The organism is Falsiroseomonas sp. HW251, assembly GCF_050563545.1.
In the GTDB taxonomy this organism is placed as follows: Bacteria; Pseudomonadota; Alphaproteobacteria; order Acetobacterales; family Acetobacteraceae; genus Falsiroseomonas.
In genome coordinates, this window is sequence record NZ_JBNXUM010000012.1 from 130,982 (window position 1) to 147,314 (window position 16,333).

Sequence of the window (16,333 nt, forward strand, 5' to 3'; positions counted from 1 at the left end):
GCTCAGCGTGCCTCGGCGAAGGCGGACAGGCGCGCATCGTTGGCGACGCGCTTGAGGTATTCGTCGGTGACGAAGCTCCGCGGCTCCGGCGCCGTCTGCAGCGTGCCGACGGCCTTGAGGTAGTCGCCGAGCTTCACGAACCAGCCATCGGCGGTGGAGGCGCCGGACGCGCGGTCCAGCAGGCGAAGCTGCTCGGGCAGGGTGAAGGTCGGGCGGGTGTCGATCTCGGCCGCGAGATACTGCTCCGGCAGCGTCACGCCGCCCTGCTGGTAGAAGCGCGCCATCAACTGGATGGTCTCCGCGCGGTTCTGCTTCTGCCAGGCAACGGAGCGCAGATAAACCGCGAGATAGGCCGCGGCGCGATCTGGCTGTTCCCGCGCGAAGTCGCCGCGCATGATCAGCGCGCCCGGCACGGTCGCGCCGGCATCCTGGCCCGAGCAGATCACCACGCCCTCCGCGCGTTCCTGCAGCGTGTAGATGTTCGGCGCCCAGACGCCGGCGAGCGCGCCGTTGCCGGAGGAGAAGGCGCTGATGATCTGCGCCTGGCCGAGATTGACGAAGGTCACGTCGCGCCGCGACAGGCCCCATTTCTCGAGGCAGGCGAAGGTCGCGTATTCGCCGGTCGAGTTCGTCGTCAGCAGGATCTGCTGGCCGCGCAGCGAGCCCGGATTGGCGCGGATGCGTTCCACATCCGCGCGGCGCGCGACGAGCGCGTTGCCCGCACTTTCGTCGTTGGTGATGCCGACAGTCAGCATGCCGAAGCGCTGCGCGCCGAGCACGGCCGGCGCCGATCCCGTGCCGCCGGCATCCCAGGCGCGCGCAGCAAGGGCGGCGACCTGCGGCGCGCCGGCGGCGAAGGTGGAGAATTCGGGCTGCAGCCCGACCTCGCGCCACCAGCCCTTCTCGGTAGCGATGAAGTAGGGAAGCGCCCAGTAGAGCGCCGGCTGGTACGACACCTTGATCGCGAAGAGGCCCTGCGCGGTGGCGGGCCGGATGGCCGGCAGCGCGAGGGCGGCGGCGAGCAGCGTGCGGCGATTCATGGACGTTCTCCTTCCTGTTGTCGTTCAGTCGTCTGGCCGGATCTGGTCGCGCAGCAGGCGCCAGACATGGGTGCGGAGATGGGTGAAGCTCGGCAGGTCCATCACGGCGTCGATCGCCATGCCGTCCCAGCCTTCGGCGATGCGGGTCGGGCGCACGTCCACGATCTCCCGCAGCCGGCCGGGATCGCGCGCCAGCACGACGACTCGGTCGGCGAGGTAGACCGCTTCCTCCACGGCATGGGTGATGAAGAGCGTGGTGCGCGGTTCCCGCCGCGTCAGGCGAACCAGTTCCTCCTGCATCACCGTGCGGGTCTGGGCATCGAGCGCGCCGAAGGGCTCGTCCATCAGCAGCACGTCGGGCTCGATCGCATAGGACCGCGCGATGGCGACGCGCTGCTGCATGCCGCCCGACAGCTGGTGGGGGTAGCGGTCCTCCGTGCCTTCCATGTTCATCAGGCGGAGGTAGCGCGCGACGACCTCGTCCTGCTTCGCGCGGGGCGCGCCCCGGCAGCGCAGGCCGAAGGCGATGTTCTCCCGCACGGTCTTCCAGGGGAAGAGCGCGAATTGCTGGAAGACCACGGCGCGGTCCGGGCCGGGCGCGATGACCTGCTTGCTGCCCACCGTTACGCGGCCGGACGTCGGGTGATCCAGGCCGGCGGCCATGCGCATCAGCGTCGTCTTGCCGCTGCCGGAGGGGCCGACCACGGCGACGAATTCACGCTCCGCCACGTCGAGCGAGACGTCGTCGAGTGCGACGAACTGGCTGCCGTTGCGCGTCGGGAAGGCCTTGCCGACGCCCTCGAAGCGGATGTCCTTCATGCCTGCCCCCAGCGCGCCTTGACCAGCGCCTCCGCGCGGCGCAGCGCGACGTCGAGCGCGAGCCCGATCACGCCGACCGCCAGCATTCCCGCCATGACGATCGCCGGCGCCAGGTTCGACTGCGCCTGCACCATGACGTAGCCGATACCCGCCGAGGCCACGATCAACTCCGCGCCGATCAGCGACTGCCAGGCGAGGCCCGCCGAGACGCGCAGCCCCGCGACGATGGAGGGCAGGCTGCCGGGCAGCAGGACCTCCGCCATGATGCGCAGGCCGGACGCACCGAGCACCTGCGCGGCTTCCACGATGCGCGGCTCCACCAGCTTCGCGCCGCGATAGGCGTTGATCAGGCACGGCGGGAAGGCGCCGGCGAAGATCACCATCACGGGCCCGCCGATGCCGGTGCCGAACCACAGCGCGGCGAAGGGCACCCAGGCCAGCGGCGCGACGAAGCGCAGCATCTCGAAGACGGGCGTCACCATGTCGTCCAGCAGGCGCCAGCGCCCCATCGCCAGGCCGAGCGGCACGCCGACCAGCGCGGCCAGCCCGAAGCCCATGGCGAAGCGGCCGAGGCTCGCCGCGAGGTGCTGGACCAGCGTGTGGCCGGCGAAGGGCTCGAAGGTCAGCTTCCAGGCAGTGGCCAGCACCGCCATCGGCGGCGGCAGCGCGTTGCGCGGCACCAGGCCGGAGACGGCGACGCCGTGCCAGATCGCGAAGAATCCGATCGTGCCGACCAGGGTCAGCACCCAGCGTTCCAGCGGGTTCAGGCGCGCCACGGGATCAGCCTCCGCTCCGCTTCGGCCAGGAGCCGCGTCGTGGCCGCGCCAAGGATGCCGACCACGACCATCGCCACCGCGATCATCGGGGGGTTGATGTCGCGATAGGCGGCGTCCAGCACGCGGCCGAGGCCGAAAAAGGCGCCGACGAGTTCCGCCGCCACCAGCGTCGTCCAGGACGCCTGCAGCGAAAGCCGCAGCCCCGTGAAGATCATCGGCATCGCGCCGGGGACGATGACCTCGGTCAGCATCCGCCAATGGCCGGCGCCGTGCACGCGCGCCGCGGCGATCAGCGTGCGGTCCACGCCGCGCACCCCGGTCCAGGTGTTGATCACGGACGGCACGAAGGCCGCGAACCAGATCACCAGCACCTTCGCCCCGTCGCCGAGGCCGAGCCAGACGATCGCGAGCGGGATCCAGGCCAGCGGCGGGATCGGTCGCACCAGAAGGAAGGCGGGATTGAGCAGCGCCTCGGCGCGCGGCGAGACGCCCATCAGCAGGCCGAGCGGCACGCCGGTGACCACCGCGACGGCGAAGCCGATCAGAACAAGGCGCGTGGAATGCCAAGCCTGCACCCAGAGCGTTCCGCCGGCGTAGCCGTCGGTGATGAACTGCTCGAGCGCGGCGCCAAACTCCGGTGGTGAGGGGAAGCGGTAGGAAGTGACGAAGCCCGTGCCGGTGGTCAGCACCCACCACAGCGCCAGCAGGCCGACCAAGCTGAGCGTCCCGACGATGCCGCGGCGACCGAGGCGCAGGCGTGGCAGGCGGGCAGCCGCGCGCGGAGCGACGGCGGTCGATGCGCGGCCCTGCACTGGCATGTCGGGTGCCGACATCCCTGGGTTTCCTGCTCCCTGCACGCTTCTCATGTCGCCGCCGGATGACCGACAGCCGTGTAAGCGTTTTCAGGAGCGAAGCATGCAGGCCGTCGCGCTGTCAACAAGCATGTCGTGCGCGGTTGAACGCAAGCGTGAAAGCGATTACAGATTGGGCGTGCGCGAGAGGTCCGGAATCCGCGACGTGGCCGAGGCGGCGGGCGTTTCCGTCGCCACCGTCAGTCGCGCCCTCAACACGCCGGACCGCGTGACGCCGGCGCTCCGGGCCCGCGTCACCGAAGCCGCAAGGCGCCTCGGCTATCTCGGCAACGGCGCCGCGCGGGCGCTGGCCTCGCGCCGCAGCGGCGCGATGGGCGCCCTGGTGCCGACGCTCGACAACCCCGTCTTCGCCGCCTGCATCGACGCCTTCCAGCAGCGCCTCGACGCGCACGGCATGTCGCTGCTCGTCGCCACCGCAGGCTACGACGCCGCTGCGGAGACGCGCGGCCTGCGCACGCTGCTGCAGCGCGGCGTGGACGGCATCCTGCTGGTCGGCGCCTCGCACGAGCCCGAGACCTGGGCGCTGCTGCCGCCCGGCCTGCCGGCCGTGGTGACCTGGACGCATCGCGCGCAGGGCTGCGCGCTGCCCTGCATCGGCTTCGACAACGCCGCCGCGGCGGGGCGGATGGCGCGCCATCTGCTGTCGCTCGGGCACCGTCGCATCGCGATGATCGCCGGCCTCGCGCGCGGCAACGACCGCGCCTCTGCGCGCATCGATGGCGTGCGCACCGCGCTGGCGGAGGCCGGGATGACGCTGGCGGCGCCGCTCCTGGCGGAGCGCGCCTACAGCGTCGCCGAGGGCAGCGCCGCGATGACCGCGCTGCTCGACCTGCCTGACCCGCCCACGGCGGTGATCTGCGGCAACGACCACCTTGCCTTCGGCGCGCTGGTGGCGGCGCGGCGGAAGGGGCTTGCCGTGCCGGCCGATGTCTCGATCACCGGCTTTGACGACCTCGACTTCCTGGCCCATGGCGATCCGCCGCTGACGACGGTTCATGTGCCCGCCGCCGAGATGGGGCGGCGCGCAGCGGACCACCTGGCGGCGCTGGCGGGCGGGCAGGCGCCGCCGGCGCCGGCGGAACTCGAGGCGCCGGTCGTCCTGCGCGGCACCACCGCGCCGCCCGGATCCGCTAGAAGGTCCTCCGCATCAGGCTGAAGCTCTGACCCGTCGGGCCAGGGCCGGGATGCGTTGCGAGGAACATGGCGAGCGGCACGACATCCTCCGGCTGTTTCAGCCACTCGATCGGGTTGTTGACCACCGATCCCTCGCGCTGAGGCACGCCGGTCATCGCCGTGCGCACCGGGCCCGGCACGAGTTCGTTCACCGTGATGCCGTCGGCGCGCAACTCGTCGGCCAGGATACGCACGAGCATCCAGACGCCGGCCTTGGACGCGGAGTAGGCGGCGTGCCCGTGTAGGCTGGAATGGCCCATGCCCGATCCCGTCACCACCATCCGTCCGCCGCCGCGCGCGCGCATATGCGGGATCGCCAGCCGCGCGCAGTGGTAGACGCCGAAGAGGTTGACGCGGAAGGTCTCCTCGAAGGCGGCGGGATCGCTGGCCCCCACCGGCCGCTGGTCCAGGCTGACGCCGGCATTGGCGAAGAGCAGGTCGAAGCCGCCTTCCTGCGCGGCAACCGCTTCGTACAGGGCGGCGACATCGGAAGCGTCGCCGACGTCGCAGCGCCGCGCGATTGCGCGCCCGCCGGCATCGCGGACGCGCTGCGCCGTCGCTTCGACCTCCGCGACGCTGCGCGAGGCGCAGGCCACGGTCGCGCCGGCCGCAGCCAATGCTTTCGCGATCGCCGCGCCAATCCCGCGCCCCGCGCCGGTCACAACGGCAACCTTGCCGGCCAGAGTGGTCATGGGCGTGTCCTCCGCCGCGCAGCCTAGACGCGGGATGCCGTGCGCGCGAGCCGCCTTGACGCGCCGCTTCGCGCACCGATAGCGTCCGATCCACACACGCCGCGCACCGGGTTCCCGGCCAGAGACGCGAGCGCGAGGGAGGGGCGCATGACCCAGGCGCAGATCCGGCGTCGTCAACTCGTGCTCGGGGGCGGCGCGCTCGGCCTCAGTGCGTTGGCCTCGCCGCCCGTGGTCGGCCAGGCCAGGCCCTTCGCAGGCCAGACTCTCAACGGCGCAGCGTTCCAGAGCACCTTCCACGAATATCTGCGCCCGTTCTTCCCCGAGTTCGAGGAACGCACCGGCGCGAAGGTCAACTTCAACACCCAGGCCTTCCCTGTCTACAACCAGCGCACCGACCTCGAGCTTTCCACGCGCGGCAGCGCGCTCGACGTCATCAACGTCACCTTCATCTATTCCGGCCGCTGGATCGGCGCGGGCTGGCTGACGAACCTCAGCGAGTTCGTGAACGACGGCAACCGCACCGATCCCGCCTGGGACGCGACCGATTTCGTCTCCGGCACGCAATCCGCGATGCAGGATGCGCGCGGCAACACCTATGGCTTCGCCTGGGAAGCCGGCGCGATGCTGATGGCCGCCGCCCGCGCCGACCTGCTGGATCGCGCGGGCAAGGCCATGCCCACGACCTTCGACGAGCTGATCGCTGCCTGCGACGCAGTGCAGGGCCGCGACAACATGGCGGCGTTCGTCGCCGACGGGCTCCATCACTGGAACTGGATCCCCTACCTCATGGGCATGGGCGGCAAGGTGTTCCGCGACCCGCCGGAGAACCTGACGCCGATGCTGGCGACGCCGGAAGCGATCCGCTCCGCGCAGTGGTATGCGGATCTGCTGTCGAAGTACGGCCCGTCCGGCGTGCTTTCCTTCTCGGACGACCAGGCGATGCGCACGCAGATCGCCGGCCGCGCGAATTTCCGCACCCAGGCCGTGACCTGGCTGGTGCCGCTGGCCAAGCACGAGGACAGCACGGTCAAGAATACCGTGCGCTACGCCCTCATGCCCGCGGGGCCGCAGGGCAACTATCCCGGGTCCAACAGCCATGGCCTCGGTATCCCCGTCGGCTCCCGCCGCAAGGAGCTGGCCTGGGAGTTCATCAAATGGGCGCTGTCGAAGGAGATGCTGAACCGCATCGTGGCGGAGCGCAGCTATCCCAGCGTCTGCCGCCGCAGCGTGATCACCGGCGATGCCTTCAGGACCGGCATGACGCTCAACGGGCAGGACGTCGCTTCGCTCTACCTGCAGGTGCTCGAGCTCGGCGGGCGGTCAGGTTACATGAAGTATCGCACCGTGCCGGTCTTCCCGCAGGTCGGCGACACCATCAACCGCGGCATCGCCCGCATCGCGACGCGGCAGCAGGATGCGCAGGCCTCCATGCGCCAGGCGCAGCAGGACGCGATCCAGGTGCTGCAGCGCGCCGGCGTGACGCTGGACGCGAACTGACGCCGTGTCGGGCGCCGCCCAGGCGCTGCCGGGCGTGACGACGCGCGTAGCCGCGCATGGGGGCGCGACGCGGGCGCGCGACCGCTTCTACGCGCTCTGCGTCGCGCCCTCGCTGGCGGTGCTGGCGGTCATCACGCTGGCGCCGGCCATCTACCTGCTGGTGTCGAGCTTCACGCCGCTCGACCTCACGCGGCCGGAGACCGCCTGGAACTTCTCCCGCCCCTTCGCCAACTACGCCGAGATGCCGGCGGATTCGCGGCTGGTGAACTCGCTCTGGGTGCAGGCGAAGCTGTCCTTCTGGACGGTGTCGCTGCAGCTGTTGATCGGCTTCGGCTTCGCGCTGCTGCTGAACATGCGCAGCCGCTTCCTGGAGGCGCTGCGGACCGTCTTCCTGATTCCGATGGTGCTGCCTCCGATCGTCGTCGCGATCATCTGGAAGGTGCTCTACACGCCGGACATCAGCCCGCTGCACTGGGGCGTGTCGCTGCTCGGGTTCACCGTGCCCTCGCTGATCACCGATCCCGACTGGGCGCTGACCGCGATCATCGTCGCCGACACCTGGCAGTGGTTCCCCTTCACCATGCTGATGACGCTGGCCGCCTTGCAGATGATGCCGCAGGAGATGGTGGACGCGGCCAAGGTGGACGGCGCTTCCGCCTGGCAGATGGCCTGGCATGTCACGCTGCCATTCCTGAAGGGCGTGCTGCTGGTCGCTGGCCTGTTCCGCCTGATCGACAGTATCAAGGCCTTCCCGCTGATCTTCATCCTGACCGAGGGTGGGCCCGGCAGCGTGACGGAGGTGACGAACTACTATTCCTTCCTGCAGGCCTTCAACTTCAGCTTCCTCGGCTATTCCAGCGCCATCACCGTGGTGCTGCTGACGGCAACGGTGCTGATGAGCTGGGCGGTTATCCGCCTGGTCGGTTGGGGGCAGCATGGCGACTAGCGCGATGGCCCGCGAACGCCGCTTCGCCCATGTGCTGGCCGTGGTGCTGGCCTTCCTGTCGCTGGCGCCCTTCCTTTGGCTGCTGCAGATGTCCTTCAAGACCAACGCGCAGGTCTTCCAGTTCCCGCCGCCGCTTATCTTCACGCCGACGCTGGAGAACTATCAGGCGCTCTGGACAAGCGGGTTCCGGCAGAGCTTCGTCAACAGCCTCGTCGTCGCGGTCGCGGCCACCATCGCGCCGATGCTGATCGGCGTGCCCGCTTCCTATGCGCTATCGCGCTGGACGGCGAAGGTCGCGGGCACCTTCAGCCTCTGGATCCTGGCCTCGCGCATGGCGCCGCCGATCGCCTTCACCATCCCTTATTTCCTGGCCTACCGGCACCTCGACCTGCTGGATACGCGCACGGGCCTCGTCATCATCTACATGACCTTCAACCTCTCGCTGGTGATCTGGATGATGCGGCCCTTCTTCGACCAGCTGCCACGCGCGCTGGAGGAAGCGGCCTGGATAGACGGCGCGACGACGGCGCAGGGTTTCCTACGCATCATCCTGCCGCTGTCGGCGCCGGGTCTCGCGGCGACCGCGATCCTCTGCTTCCTCTTCGCCTGGAACGACTTCTTCTTCGCGCTGATCCTGACGCGGACCGAGGCTATGACCGCGCCCGTCGCCGTGGTGAACTTCATGAACTACGAGGGCTGGGAATGGGGCCGCATCGCCGCCGGCGGCACGATGGTGATGCTGCCGGTGCTGGTCTTCTCGCTGGTCGTGCGGAAGTACCTGGTCGCTGGCCTGACCGGCGGGGCGGTGAAGGGATGAGCCTCGGTCCCACGCAGTGCCGCCGCCTCGGCCGCACATCGCTTCAGGTCACTGCGCTCGGCTTCGGCGCCGCGCCGATCGGCGGCTTCCGTGCCACCATCCCCGACCGCGACGCCGTTGCGGTGGTGGAGGAAGCCTGGGGCCAGGGCGTGCGGCTGTTCGACACCTCGCCCTTCTACGGCTATGGCCGCAGCGAGCTGCGCGTCGGCGCAGGCCTGCGGGAGAAACCGCGCGCCGAATTCGTGCTCTCCACCAAGATCGGCCGTGTGCTGCGGACGCTGCGGCCGGGAGAGGACCCGCCCACCGGGATGCGCAAGGGCGGCCTGCCCGGCTTCGTGCCGGATTTCGACTACAGCTATGACGGCGTGATGCGCTCGGTCGAGCAGTCCTGCCTGCGCCTCGGCCTGTCCCGCATCGATATCCTCCTCGTGCACGACGTGGATTTCTGGACCATCCGCGACTACGACCTACTCGAGCAACGCTTCCGCACGGTGATGGACAGCGGCTATCGCGCGCTGGACGAGTTGCGCCGCGCCGGCGTGATCGGCGCGATCGGCTGCGGCCTCAATGAATCCGACATGTGCCTGCGCTTCGCCCGCGCCGGCGACTTCGACTGCATGCTGCTCGCCGGCCGCTACACGCTGCTGGAACAGGGCGCGCTCGACGAGCTCTTCCCGTATTGCGCGCAGAAGGGAATGAGCATCGTCCTCGGCGGTCCCTTCAACTCCGGCATACTGGCGGGGCCCGTGCGTGACGGCGCCTGGTACGACTACGCGCCGGCGCCGCCAGCGCTGATCGACCGCGCGCGGCGGATCGAGGCGGTCTGCGCGCGCCACGGCGTGGAACTCCCCGCCGCCGCGCTGCACTTCCCGCTCGCCCATCCCGTGATCGCCAGCATCATCCCCGGCGGGCTGTCCGCGACCGAGGTCGCGCAGAACGCCGGCCGCCTGCGTAGTCCGATCCCAGGCGCCCTGTGGCAGGAACTGCGCTACGAAGGACTGCTCCACCCCGACGCGCCCATCCCAGCCTGAGGAGGTCTGCTATGCGCAACAGCCGGATCGAGGTCGCGCCCATCGCCGGCGCTCTCGGCGCGGAGGTGCTCGGCGTCGATCTCCGCCAGCCGCTCGATGATGGCCTCTTCGCCGAGATCCGCCAGGCCTTCCACGACCACGCCGTCATCTTCTTCCGCGACCAGGACATCACGCCCGAGCAGCACGTCGCCTTCGCGCGCCGCTTCGGCCCGATCAACGTCAACCGCTTCTTCACCCCCGTCGCCGGCCACGCCGAGATCGCGGAGGTCCGCAAGGAACCCGACCAGAAGAAGAACATCGGCGAGACCTGGCATACCGACCACAGCTACGACGCGATCCCCGCGCTGGGCTCCATGCTCGTCGCGCGGGAGGTGCCCGACCACGGTGGCGACACCATGTTCGCCTCGATGTACGCGGCCTACGAGGCGCTGTCGGAGGGGATGAAGCGCACCCTCGCGCCGTTGCGCGCCGTGCATTCCTCGCGCCACATCTTCGGCCACAACGCGGGCTACCATGGCACCGACCTGGAGGGTCGATTGCACAATCCGGACGCTGCGACGCAGGACGCCGTGCATCCCGTCGTGATCACGCATCCCGACACCGGCCGCAAGGCGCTCTACGTCAACTCCAACTTCACCGTCGGCATCGAGGGATGGACGAAGGAGGAAAGCGAGGCGCTGCTCGGCTTCCTCTATCGCCACGGCGCGCGGCCGGAATTCACCTGCCGCTTCCGCTGGCGCAACGGCTCTATCGCGTTGTGGGATAACCGCAGCACCTGGCATTGCGCGGTGAACGACTATCACGGCCAGCGACGGCTGATGCACCGCATCACAATCGAGGGCACGGCCCTGCATTGAACCCGCCTTGCGTCCATCCGCTGGTCTTCATCCCGCGCTGGACACGCGAAGACGGCCCGCGCGCGATCGAGCGCGGGGCTTCCTGCGGCTTCGACGTGATGATCGTGCGCGGCCGCCACCCCGATGAGTTGGATGCCAGCGACATCGCGCCCCGCGCCAGCGCGGCGGGGCTGCGCCTGATCTGCAGCACCTACCATTCCCCCGGACGCCGATCCGCAAGCGACGATCCCGCCATCGCCGTCCGCGGCGCCGCGCGGCTGATGGATGCGGTGCGCCTCGCGCCCGACCTCGGCGCAATCCATCTCCGCGGCGTTCGGCACGCTGCCTTCTAGCGCCGTCGCGATATCGGGCGCGGCTGCCGCGGTGCCGTTGCCCTGCGCGGCGGAGATGGCGCGCGCCGTGAAGGCCCAACATGCTGCGGGCTTGGTATGCCCGACGGCCGCACCGATGTAGGCGGACGCTTCCCTGGTCAGGCCTTCGCGCTGCGCAGCAGGCCGCGGTTGACCCGCACGCAGGCTTGGCACGCTTCGAGGCGGCTGCGCACCTCTGCCATAAAGGGCATGACAGGCTTGGCTGCCCCTGCTGCCGGGTGATCCGATCCTCCGCAGTCAGAAGGACACGGAGCCGACCGTCATGGAGTGCCCGCTGCCCGGACGCGGGTTGCTGTCACAACGGGACCACCACAACGATCGGCCATGGCGCTTCTATGCTCACTGCGCCGCGGGAAGATGCGCGGCTGCCGTGATCGGCAGATCGGCTCCCGAGATGTAGCTCGCGGCGTCAGAGCACAGGAGGATCGCCGCACCAACGACTTCCTGGGGCAACGCTGCGCGGCCGATCGTCGGCGCCGCTCGCCGCTGGATCTCGGCCCATTCAGCGGGATCTTGCCGGCGCCATCGGTTGCGCTCTGTCGCAACGATGCCAGGCGCGATGTTGTTCACCATCACACCGTCGCGCGCGCATTGCACGGCGAGGTTGGCGGCAAGATTTGCCTGCGCCGCCTTCAGTGCCGCATAGGTCGCGAGCTGCGGTTCCGGCCGAACCTGGTTGATGCTACCGACTGTGAGCACCCGGCCCCAGCGCCGTGCACGCATCGGCGGGATCGCAACCTGCAAGAGGGCAACCGTCGCGGCAAAGTTGATCAGCACCTCGCGTTCGATCTGCTCGGGTCCGATCTCCTCGAACGGTGCGCGCGTCTGCACCGAGGCGCAAAGGACGAGGACGTCCACGCCACCGAGCGCCGCCTCGGCCCGACGGAAGATTGCCGGGGGCGCGTTCGGGTCGAGGAAGTCGCCCTCGATGGCAAAGCCCGCCACGCCGAGGGCCTCGATCGCCGCGACCGTTTCCGCGGCAGCGTTCGGCAGTCCGAATGCCGCGTCAGCCGCCGCGGAATGGTGGATCGCGACGGCCGCTCCCTGTGCCGCGAAGCCGAGCGCGATGGCGCGCCCCATGCTGACGCTGCCGCCGGTGACCAGGCAGCGCCGTCCCGCCATGGAGAAGATGTCCACCATCACCTCGCCTCCGCCGGTCGTGCCGCAGCCTGCGCCGGTTCGCGCCGCCGGACCAGGGGGCAGTGGGCGCACGGCGTCGCCCCCCTTTTCTGTTGCGTGCGCCCGGCCGACGCGTCAACGTCGAGGCGCGTGCCAGGGAGGAAATGCATATGGCCAGCTCGACGCTGCCGCGGCGCAAGCTCGCGCTTGGCGCGGCGCTGACGCTCGCCGCTCCGGCGGTGCAGGCCCAATCGCCGGTGACGATCACCTTCCGCTTCAACGATCCGGAAGCGCCGCAGATGCGCGCCGCGCTCGACGAGTTCGAGCGGGCCAATCCCTCGATCCGCGTGACCATGCAGCGGGTGAGCTGGGCCGATGCGCAGCAGCAATTCCTGCGCGAGGCCGCGGTCGGCGGCACGCCGGACGTGGCGCAGCTTGCCTTCGTCTGGCCCCGCTCCTTCGCCGCGGCGGGCGCGCTGCGGCCGCTCGACGACTTCGTGCGCCGTGGCATCGGGTTGCAGGGCTGGGACGACTTCTTGTCGCGCGACCTCGCGCTCGGTGCCGACTCGAAGATCTATGCCGTGCCGTGGACCACCGACACCTTCGCGATGTACTACAACAAGGATCTGCTCGCGCAGGCCGGCATCACCAGCTTCCCGACCGATTGGGAAGGTCTGCGCGCGGCGAGCCAGGGCGCGCAGCAGCGCACCGGCAAGCCCGGCTGGGCCTTCCCGGCGGGAAGCTGCGGGACGCCGTCGGTCTGGTTCTTCCTCAACTATTTCTGGTGGTCGAAAGGCCCAGGACTGATCGACCGCGACGGCGACACGCGGTTCCGCATCAGCATGACGGCGGCCGATATCCAGGAAGGCCTGGAGTACTACGACCGCTACCTCCGTGAAGGCCACAATCCCCGGAGCAGCCTGTCCATCTGCCTGTGGGGCGCACCGGAGGTGGTGGAGGGCCTGGTGAGCGGCGACATCGCGATCGCGAGTCTGCCCGATCCCGTGGCCATCGACGTCGCGACGAAGTGGCGGCAGCGCAACGGCGACCGTCCCGTTCCCTTCGCGTCGGCACCGCACCCGGCCGGGCCGAATGGCTCCCGGACGCATCTCGGGGGGCGCATGCTCGGGATCGGCGCGGCAAGCCGGCGCCCCGAGGAAGCCTGGCGGCTGATCGAGTTCCTCTGCAGGCCCGAGCCGACCTTCACGCGCCATTACACTAACTACACCCTGGCGCAGATCGCGGCGCTGCCGATGCGAAACTGGACGCCCGACCTGATGGGCTTCCCCGCGCAGCTTCGCACCGCGCGCAGCTGGGGTGCCTACAATGCCGGCCCGGTGCCGATCCCGTTTATGTGGAACGCCACGGGCCGCGCCGCTGGATCGGTGTTCATCGGCGAGAAGACCGCCGCCCAGGCAGCGCGGGAACTCCACGAGGCGATTACACGTGAATTCGCTCGCAACCAGCGCTGAGCGGAGGGGCGTTCCGCGGGTCGCCTCGCGTGCCGCCAGGCGGGGCGGCGGCGATCTTGCCTTTCTCCTTCTGGCGCTGGGACCGGTGTTCATCCTCCTGGCCGGTTTCTACGTCTATCCCACGCTGTTCAACCTGACGAACAGCTTCACCGACCTCAGCCTGTTCGGGCTGCGCCGCGGCGGCGACTGGATCGGTCTGGAGAACTACATCGAGCTTTGGCGTAGCGACGGATTCCGCCGCGTTGTCTTCAACACCATCGTCTGGCTCACCCTGGTCGGCGTCGGTGTCAGGATCGTCCTGGGGCTGGCCCTGGCCTTCCTGCTGAGCAGCCGCACGCTGCGCCGCTGGAGGCTCGCGACGCTGAGCCGGGTCCTGCTGATCGTCCCCTGGGCGACGCCCCCCGTGGTGGCGATCATCGTCTGGCGCTGGCTGCTCGATCCGCGCGTCGGGGCGATCAACGGTGCCCTGATGTCGCTCGGCGTGGTCGACCGGCCCATTGCCTTCCTGGCCGAGGCCGCCTGGGTCTGGCCGGCAGTGCTGACGATCATCACCTGGAACACGCTGCCGCTGGTCTCGCTCACCTTCCTTGCCAGCCTGCAGTCGCTGCCGCAGGAACTCCTCGAGGCCGCCGAGATCGACAGCGCCAACTGGTTGCAAAAGGTTCGCCACATCTACCTGCCGCACCTCAAGCCCGCGATCGTCGTGATGGTCCTGATGTCCACCTTCTGGACGTTCAACAACTTCATCTATGTCTGGCTCGCGACCGGGGCCGGGCCTGGCACGCTGACGAACGTCATGGCCACGGAGGTCTACATCAAGGGCTTCATCGATGGTCGGCTCGGCTTCAGCTCGGCGGTCGGCGTCGTCATGGCCACGGCGATGACGATCTGCGGACTGATCTACCTGCGGGTTGTCGCCGAGCGCGAGCTGCGCGAGGAGGAGGAGCGGTGAACGCCTTCGTCCTGGGCCGTCGCCTCGGCCTGTCGCTGGCGAGCGAGGTCGCGCTGGTGCTCCTCACCCTGCTCATCCTCCTGGTCCTGGTCTATCCGACGGCCTGGGTGCTTGCCGCATCCTTCAAGACGCCGGAGACGATGTTCGCGGCATCGCGCTGGGAGTTCACCCTGGCCAACTATGTCGCGGTGATGCAGGCCGGATTCTGGCGGAACATCCTGAACAGCCTGGTGATTTGCCTGGGCAGCGTGCTGATCTCCACGGTCATCGCCGCCAACGCCGCCTATGCCTTCTCGCGCGGACGATTTCGTGGGCGGCGGGCGCTTTTCGGCTCGGTGCTGTTCGGCCAGACCTTCCCCTGGATCATCCTGGTGACGCCAGTCTTCATCCTGTTTGCGCAGCTCGGCTTGCTGAACAACTGGCTGACCATGATCTTCGTCTATGTCGCGGTCACGCTGCCCTTTTCGATCTACCTCCTGGTCGGCTACCTCCGCGCGGTCCCGCGCAGCCTGGACGAGGCAGCGCTTCTCGATGGCGCAACGCCGCTGCAGATCGTGTGGCGGATCATCTTCCCCATCATGCTGCCCGGCATCGTCGCGACCGCGACCTACGGCTTCCTGCTGTGCTGGTCGGAATACCTCTTCGCGGTGACCCTGCTCACCCAGGAAGAGATGAAGACCATGCCGCTCGCGCTCTATCTCTACTTCGGGGAGAACGTCACGGATTGGGGGAATGTCATGGCGGCTTCTGCGCTGACCACCGTTCCGACCCTGCTCCTGTTCCTTCCCCTGCAGACGCGCATGGTGTCCGGGCTGGCGGCGGGATCCGTGAAGCAGTGAGGGCGCGGCCTGCCGCGACGCCCCAGTGCCGCTCGGAAGGTCGCTGACCGGCTAGGTGTTGGCACAAGGCGCCGGCCGGGTCGCGCGGCGTCGCGCTACTCCGGGCGAATCCCAGCAGCGCGAACGACCGGCGTCCAGCGCGCGATCTCGGTGCGGATGAACGCGCTGTACTCCGCGGGCGTGCTGGCATGCACCTCGTAGCCCTGGCCGAGAAGGTTGCGGCGAAGTTCGCCTCCTTCCGCCAGCGCTTCGGCCACCGCATCATGCAACCGCTCGACCGTCGACGGCGCGATGCGCGCGGGAAACAACAGCCCGTAGAAGCCGGAGGCGACGAGTTCCGGCATGCCCTGCTCCACCACCGTCGCCACGTCCGGCAGCATGGGAGAGCGCCGGTTCGAGCCGACGGCAATGGCGCGCAGCCGGCCGGACAGGACCTGCGCACCGGTCGGGACCAGCGCATCGTAGAAGCCGTTCACCTGGCCGGACACCGCGTCCTGCACGGCTTGGCCGGCGCCGCGATAGGCGACCACGGTGAAGTTCGGGCCGCTGCGCGCGCGCAGGACTTCTGCCGTCAGATGCGTCACCGCGCCGACATTGGGCACGGCCATGCTGAAGCCGCCGGGCGTGCGGCCCGCCGCCAGCACCTCCGCGATGCTGCGCTCGGGCCGCGAGGGATGCACGGCGAGCAGCGTCGGGATCGAGGCGACCAGCGAGACGGGGGCGAAGTCCCGCTCGGCATCGTAGGGCAGGCTCATGCCGAGGGCCGTGTTCAGCGCGATCGGTGCAGCGGCGAACAGCAGGGTGTAGCCGTCCGGGGCCGCCTTCGCGACCGCGTCCATTCCGACCACGCCCGCGGCGCCGCCACGGTTGTCGATGACGAAGGACTGGCCGAAGCGCTCGGACAGGCGCTGTCCGAGCAGCCGCGCGACGACGTCGAGCGCGCCGCCCGCCGCAGTCGGCACGACCACGCGAACGGAGCGGGCCGGCCAGGCCTCCTGCGCGAGCGCCGGGCTGGCCAGCGTCGCCGTGGCGAGAAGCGCGAGGGAACGCCGGCGCATCA

General features: G+C 69.6%; 17 protein-coding genes. 10 read left to right on the forward strand and 7 right to left on the reverse strand.

The genetic code is table 11. The features are described 5' to 3' along the window. Positions 1–2: 2 nt before the first annotated feature. The 4 genes from ACLF3M_RS16290 to ACLF3M_RS16305 are packed head-to-tail and all read right to left on the reverse strand — an operon-like array spanning position 3 to position 3,468. Entirely contained in the window at positions 3–1,040 is a 1,038-nt protein-coding gene (locus tag ACLF3M_RS16290) for an ABC transporter substrate-binding protein (protein WP_430658000.1), read from the reverse strand. A gap of 24 nt (positions 1,041–1,064) precedes the next feature. After that, positions 1,065–1,859: an ABC transporter ATP-binding protein gene (locus tag ACLF3M_RS16295; RefSeq protein WP_430658001.1), complete on the reverse strand. Its 795-nt coding sequence runs from the start codon at positions 1,857–1,859 to the stop codon at positions 1,065–1,067. Continuing rightward, positions 1,856–2,635 carry an ABC transporter permease gene (locus ACLF3M_RS16300; protein ID WP_430658002.1) on the reverse strand — a complete coding sequence of 260 codons (780 nt, stop codon included), beginning with the start codon at positions 2,633–2,635 and terminating at the stop codon, positions 1,856–1,858. Before ACLF3M_RS16300 ends, ACLF3M_RS16295 begins: the two co-directional genes overlap by 4 nt. After that, positions 2,623–3,468 carry an ABC transporter permease gene (locus tag ACLF3M_RS16305; RefSeq protein ID WP_430658003.1) on the reverse strand — a complete coding sequence of 282 codons (846 nt, stop codon included), beginning with the start codon at positions 3,466–3,468 and terminating at the stop codon, positions 2,623–2,625. The genes ACLF3M_RS16300 and ACLF3M_RS16305 overlap by 13 nt, the downstream gene beginning before the upstream one ends. A gap of 184 nt (positions 3,469–3,652) precedes the next feature. Here ACLF3M_RS16305 and ACLF3M_RS16310 point away from each other — a divergent pair, with 184 nt between their 5' ends. Beyond that, positions 3,653–4,663: a LacI family DNA-binding transcriptional regulator gene (locus tag ACLF3M_RS16310; protein WP_430658004.1), complete on the forward strand. Its 1,011-nt coding sequence runs from the start codon at positions 3,653–3,655 to the stop codon at positions 4,661–4,663. On the opposite strand, the gene ACLF3M_RS16315 is transcribed toward ACLF3M_RS16310, so the two are convergent. Beyond that, positions 4,638–5,372 (reverse strand): SDR family NAD(P)-dependent oxidoreductase, encoded by a 735-nt coding sequence (locus ACLF3M_RS16315; protein ID WP_430658005.1) that lies wholly within the window; start codon positions 5,370–5,372, stop codon positions 4,638–4,640. The genes ACLF3M_RS16310 and ACLF3M_RS16315 overlap by 26 nt on opposite strands. A 147-nt stretch (positions 5,373–5,519) precedes the next feature. Here ACLF3M_RS16315 and ACLF3M_RS16320 point away from each other — a divergent pair, with 147 nt between their 5' ends. Genes ACLF3M_RS16320 through ACLF3M_RS16345 form a run of 6 tightly spaced genes read left to right on the forward strand, consistent with a single transcriptional unit; the run spans position 5,520 to position 10,852 of the window. After that, on the forward strand, positions 5,520–6,869 hold the full coding sequence (locus tag ACLF3M_RS16320; protein WP_430658006.1) for an ABC transporter substrate-binding protein: 1,350 nt from the start codon (positions 5,520–5,522) through the stop codon (positions 6,867–6,869). Positions 6,870–6,873: 4 nt separating this feature from the next. Continuing rightward, positions 6,874–7,815 carry a carbohydrate ABC transporter permease gene (locus ACLF3M_RS16325; RefSeq protein WP_430658007.1) on the forward strand — a complete coding sequence of 314 codons (942 nt, stop codon included), beginning with the start codon at positions 6,874–6,876 and terminating at the stop codon, positions 7,813–7,815. Positions 7,816–7,819: 4 nt separating this feature from the next. Continuing rightward, a complete protein-coding gene (locus tag ACLF3M_RS16330; protein WP_430658008.1) occupies positions 7,820–8,632 on the forward strand; it encodes a carbohydrate ABC transporter permease in 813 nt (270 codons plus the stop codon). Further along, on the forward strand, positions 8,629–9,663 hold the full coding sequence (locus tag ACLF3M_RS16335; protein ID WP_430658009.1) for an aldo/keto reductase: 1,035 nt from the start codon (positions 8,629–8,631) through the stop codon (positions 9,661–9,663). Before ACLF3M_RS16330 ends, ACLF3M_RS16335 begins: the two co-directional genes overlap by 4 nt. A gap of 11 nt (positions 9,664–9,674) precedes the next feature. Next, positions 9,675–10,520 (forward strand): TauD/TfdA dioxygenase family protein, encoded by an 846-nt coding sequence (locus tag ACLF3M_RS16340; RefSeq protein WP_430658010.1) that lies wholly within the window; start codon positions 9,675–9,677, stop codon positions 10,518–10,520. After that, positions 10,517–10,852 carry a hypothetical protein gene (locus tag ACLF3M_RS16345; protein ID WP_430658011.1) on the forward strand — a complete coding sequence of 112 codons (336 nt, stop codon included), beginning with the start codon at positions 10,517–10,519 and terminating at the stop codon, positions 10,850–10,852. The genes ACLF3M_RS16340 and ACLF3M_RS16345 overlap by 4 nt, the downstream gene beginning before the upstream one ends. Before the next feature lie 378 nt (positions 10,853–11,230). Here the strand turns inward: ACLF3M_RS16345 and ACLF3M_RS16350 are convergent, their stop codons facing one another. Beyond that, a complete protein-coding gene (locus tag ACLF3M_RS16350) occupies positions 11,231–12,031 on the reverse strand; it encodes an SDR family NAD(P)-dependent oxidoreductase (RefSeq protein ID WP_430658012.1) in 801 nt (266 codons plus the stop codon). A gap of 149 nt (positions 12,032–12,180) precedes the next feature. Here ACLF3M_RS16350 and ACLF3M_RS16355 point away from each other — a divergent pair, with 149 nt between their 5' ends. From ACLF3M_RS16355 to ACLF3M_RS16365, 3 genes are all read left to right on the forward strand, one after another. Beyond that, on the forward strand, positions 12,181–13,482 hold the full coding sequence (locus ACLF3M_RS16355; RefSeq protein WP_430658013.1) for an ABC transporter substrate-binding protein: 1,302 nt from the start codon (positions 12,181–12,183) through the stop codon (positions 13,480–13,482). Between the two features lie 85 nt (positions 13,483–13,567). Next, complete coding sequence (locus ACLF3M_RS16360) at positions 13,568–14,434, forward strand: carbohydrate ABC transporter permease (RefSeq protein WP_430658014.1); 867 nt, start codon at positions 13,568–13,570, stop codon at positions 14,432–14,434. Next, a complete protein-coding gene (locus ACLF3M_RS16365) occupies positions 14,431–15,273 on the forward strand; it encodes a carbohydrate ABC transporter permease (protein ID WP_430658015.1) in 843 nt (280 codons plus the stop codon). Before ACLF3M_RS16360 ends, ACLF3M_RS16365 begins: the two co-directional genes overlap by 4 nt. 95 nt (positions 15,274–15,368) lie before the next feature. Here the strand turns inward: ACLF3M_RS16365 and ACLF3M_RS16370 are convergent, their stop codons facing one another. After that, entirely contained in the window at positions 15,369–16,331 is a 963-nt protein-coding gene (locus ACLF3M_RS16370; protein WP_430658016.1) for a Bug family tripartite tricarboxylate transporter substrate binding protein, read from the reverse strand. Between the last annotated feature and the right edge of the window lie 2 nt (positions 16,332–16,333).

Bases quoted from the DNA above. Each gene is read 5' to 3' on its own strand.
- ACLF3M_RS16290 (WP_430658000.1), bottom strand. From the start codon at position 1,040: ATGAATCGCCGCACGCTGCTCGCCGCCGCCCTCGCGCTGCCGGCCATC.
- ACLF3M_RS16350 (WP_430658012.1), bottom strand. From the start codon at position 12,031: ATGGTGGACATCTTCTCCATGGCGGGACGGCGCTGCCTGGTCACCGGC.
- ACLF3M_RS16370 (WP_430658016.1), bottom strand. From the start codon at position 16,331: ATGCGCCGGCGTTCCCTCGCGCTTCTCGCCACGGCGACGCTGGCCAGC.
- ACLF3M_RS16320 (WP_430658006.1), top strand. From the start codon at position 5,520: ATGACCCAGGCGCAGATCCGGCGTCGTCAACTCGTGCTCGGGGGCGGC.
- ACLF3M_RS16295 (WP_430658001.1), bottom strand. From the start codon at position 1,859: ATGAAGGACATCCGCTTCGAGGGCGTCGGCAAGGCCTTCCCGACGCGC.
- ACLF3M_RS16330 (WP_430658008.1), top strand. From the start codon at position 7,820: ATGGCCCGCGAACGCCGCTTCGCCCATGTGCTGGCCGTGGTGCTGGCC.
- ACLF3M_RS16335 (WP_430658009.1), top strand. From the start codon at position 8,629: ATGAGCCTCGGTCCCACGCAGTGCCGCCGCCTCGGCCGCACATCGCTT.
- ACLF3M_RS16305 (WP_430658003.1), bottom strand. From the start codon at position 3,468: ATGTCGGCACCCGACATGCCAGTGCAGGGCCGCGCATCGACCGCCGTC.
- ACLF3M_RS16315 (WP_430658005.1), bottom strand. From the start codon at position 5,372: ATGACCACTCTGGCCGGCAAGGTTGCCGTTGTGACCGGCGCGGGGCGC.
- ACLF3M_RS16340 (WP_430658010.1), top strand. From the start codon at position 9,675: ATGCGCAACAGCCGGATCGAGGTCGCGCCCATCGCCGGCGCTCTCGGC.
- ACLF3M_RS16355 (WP_430658013.1), top strand. From the start codon at position 12,181: ATGGCCAGCTCGACGCTGCCGCGGCGCAAGCTCGCGCTTGGCGCGGCG.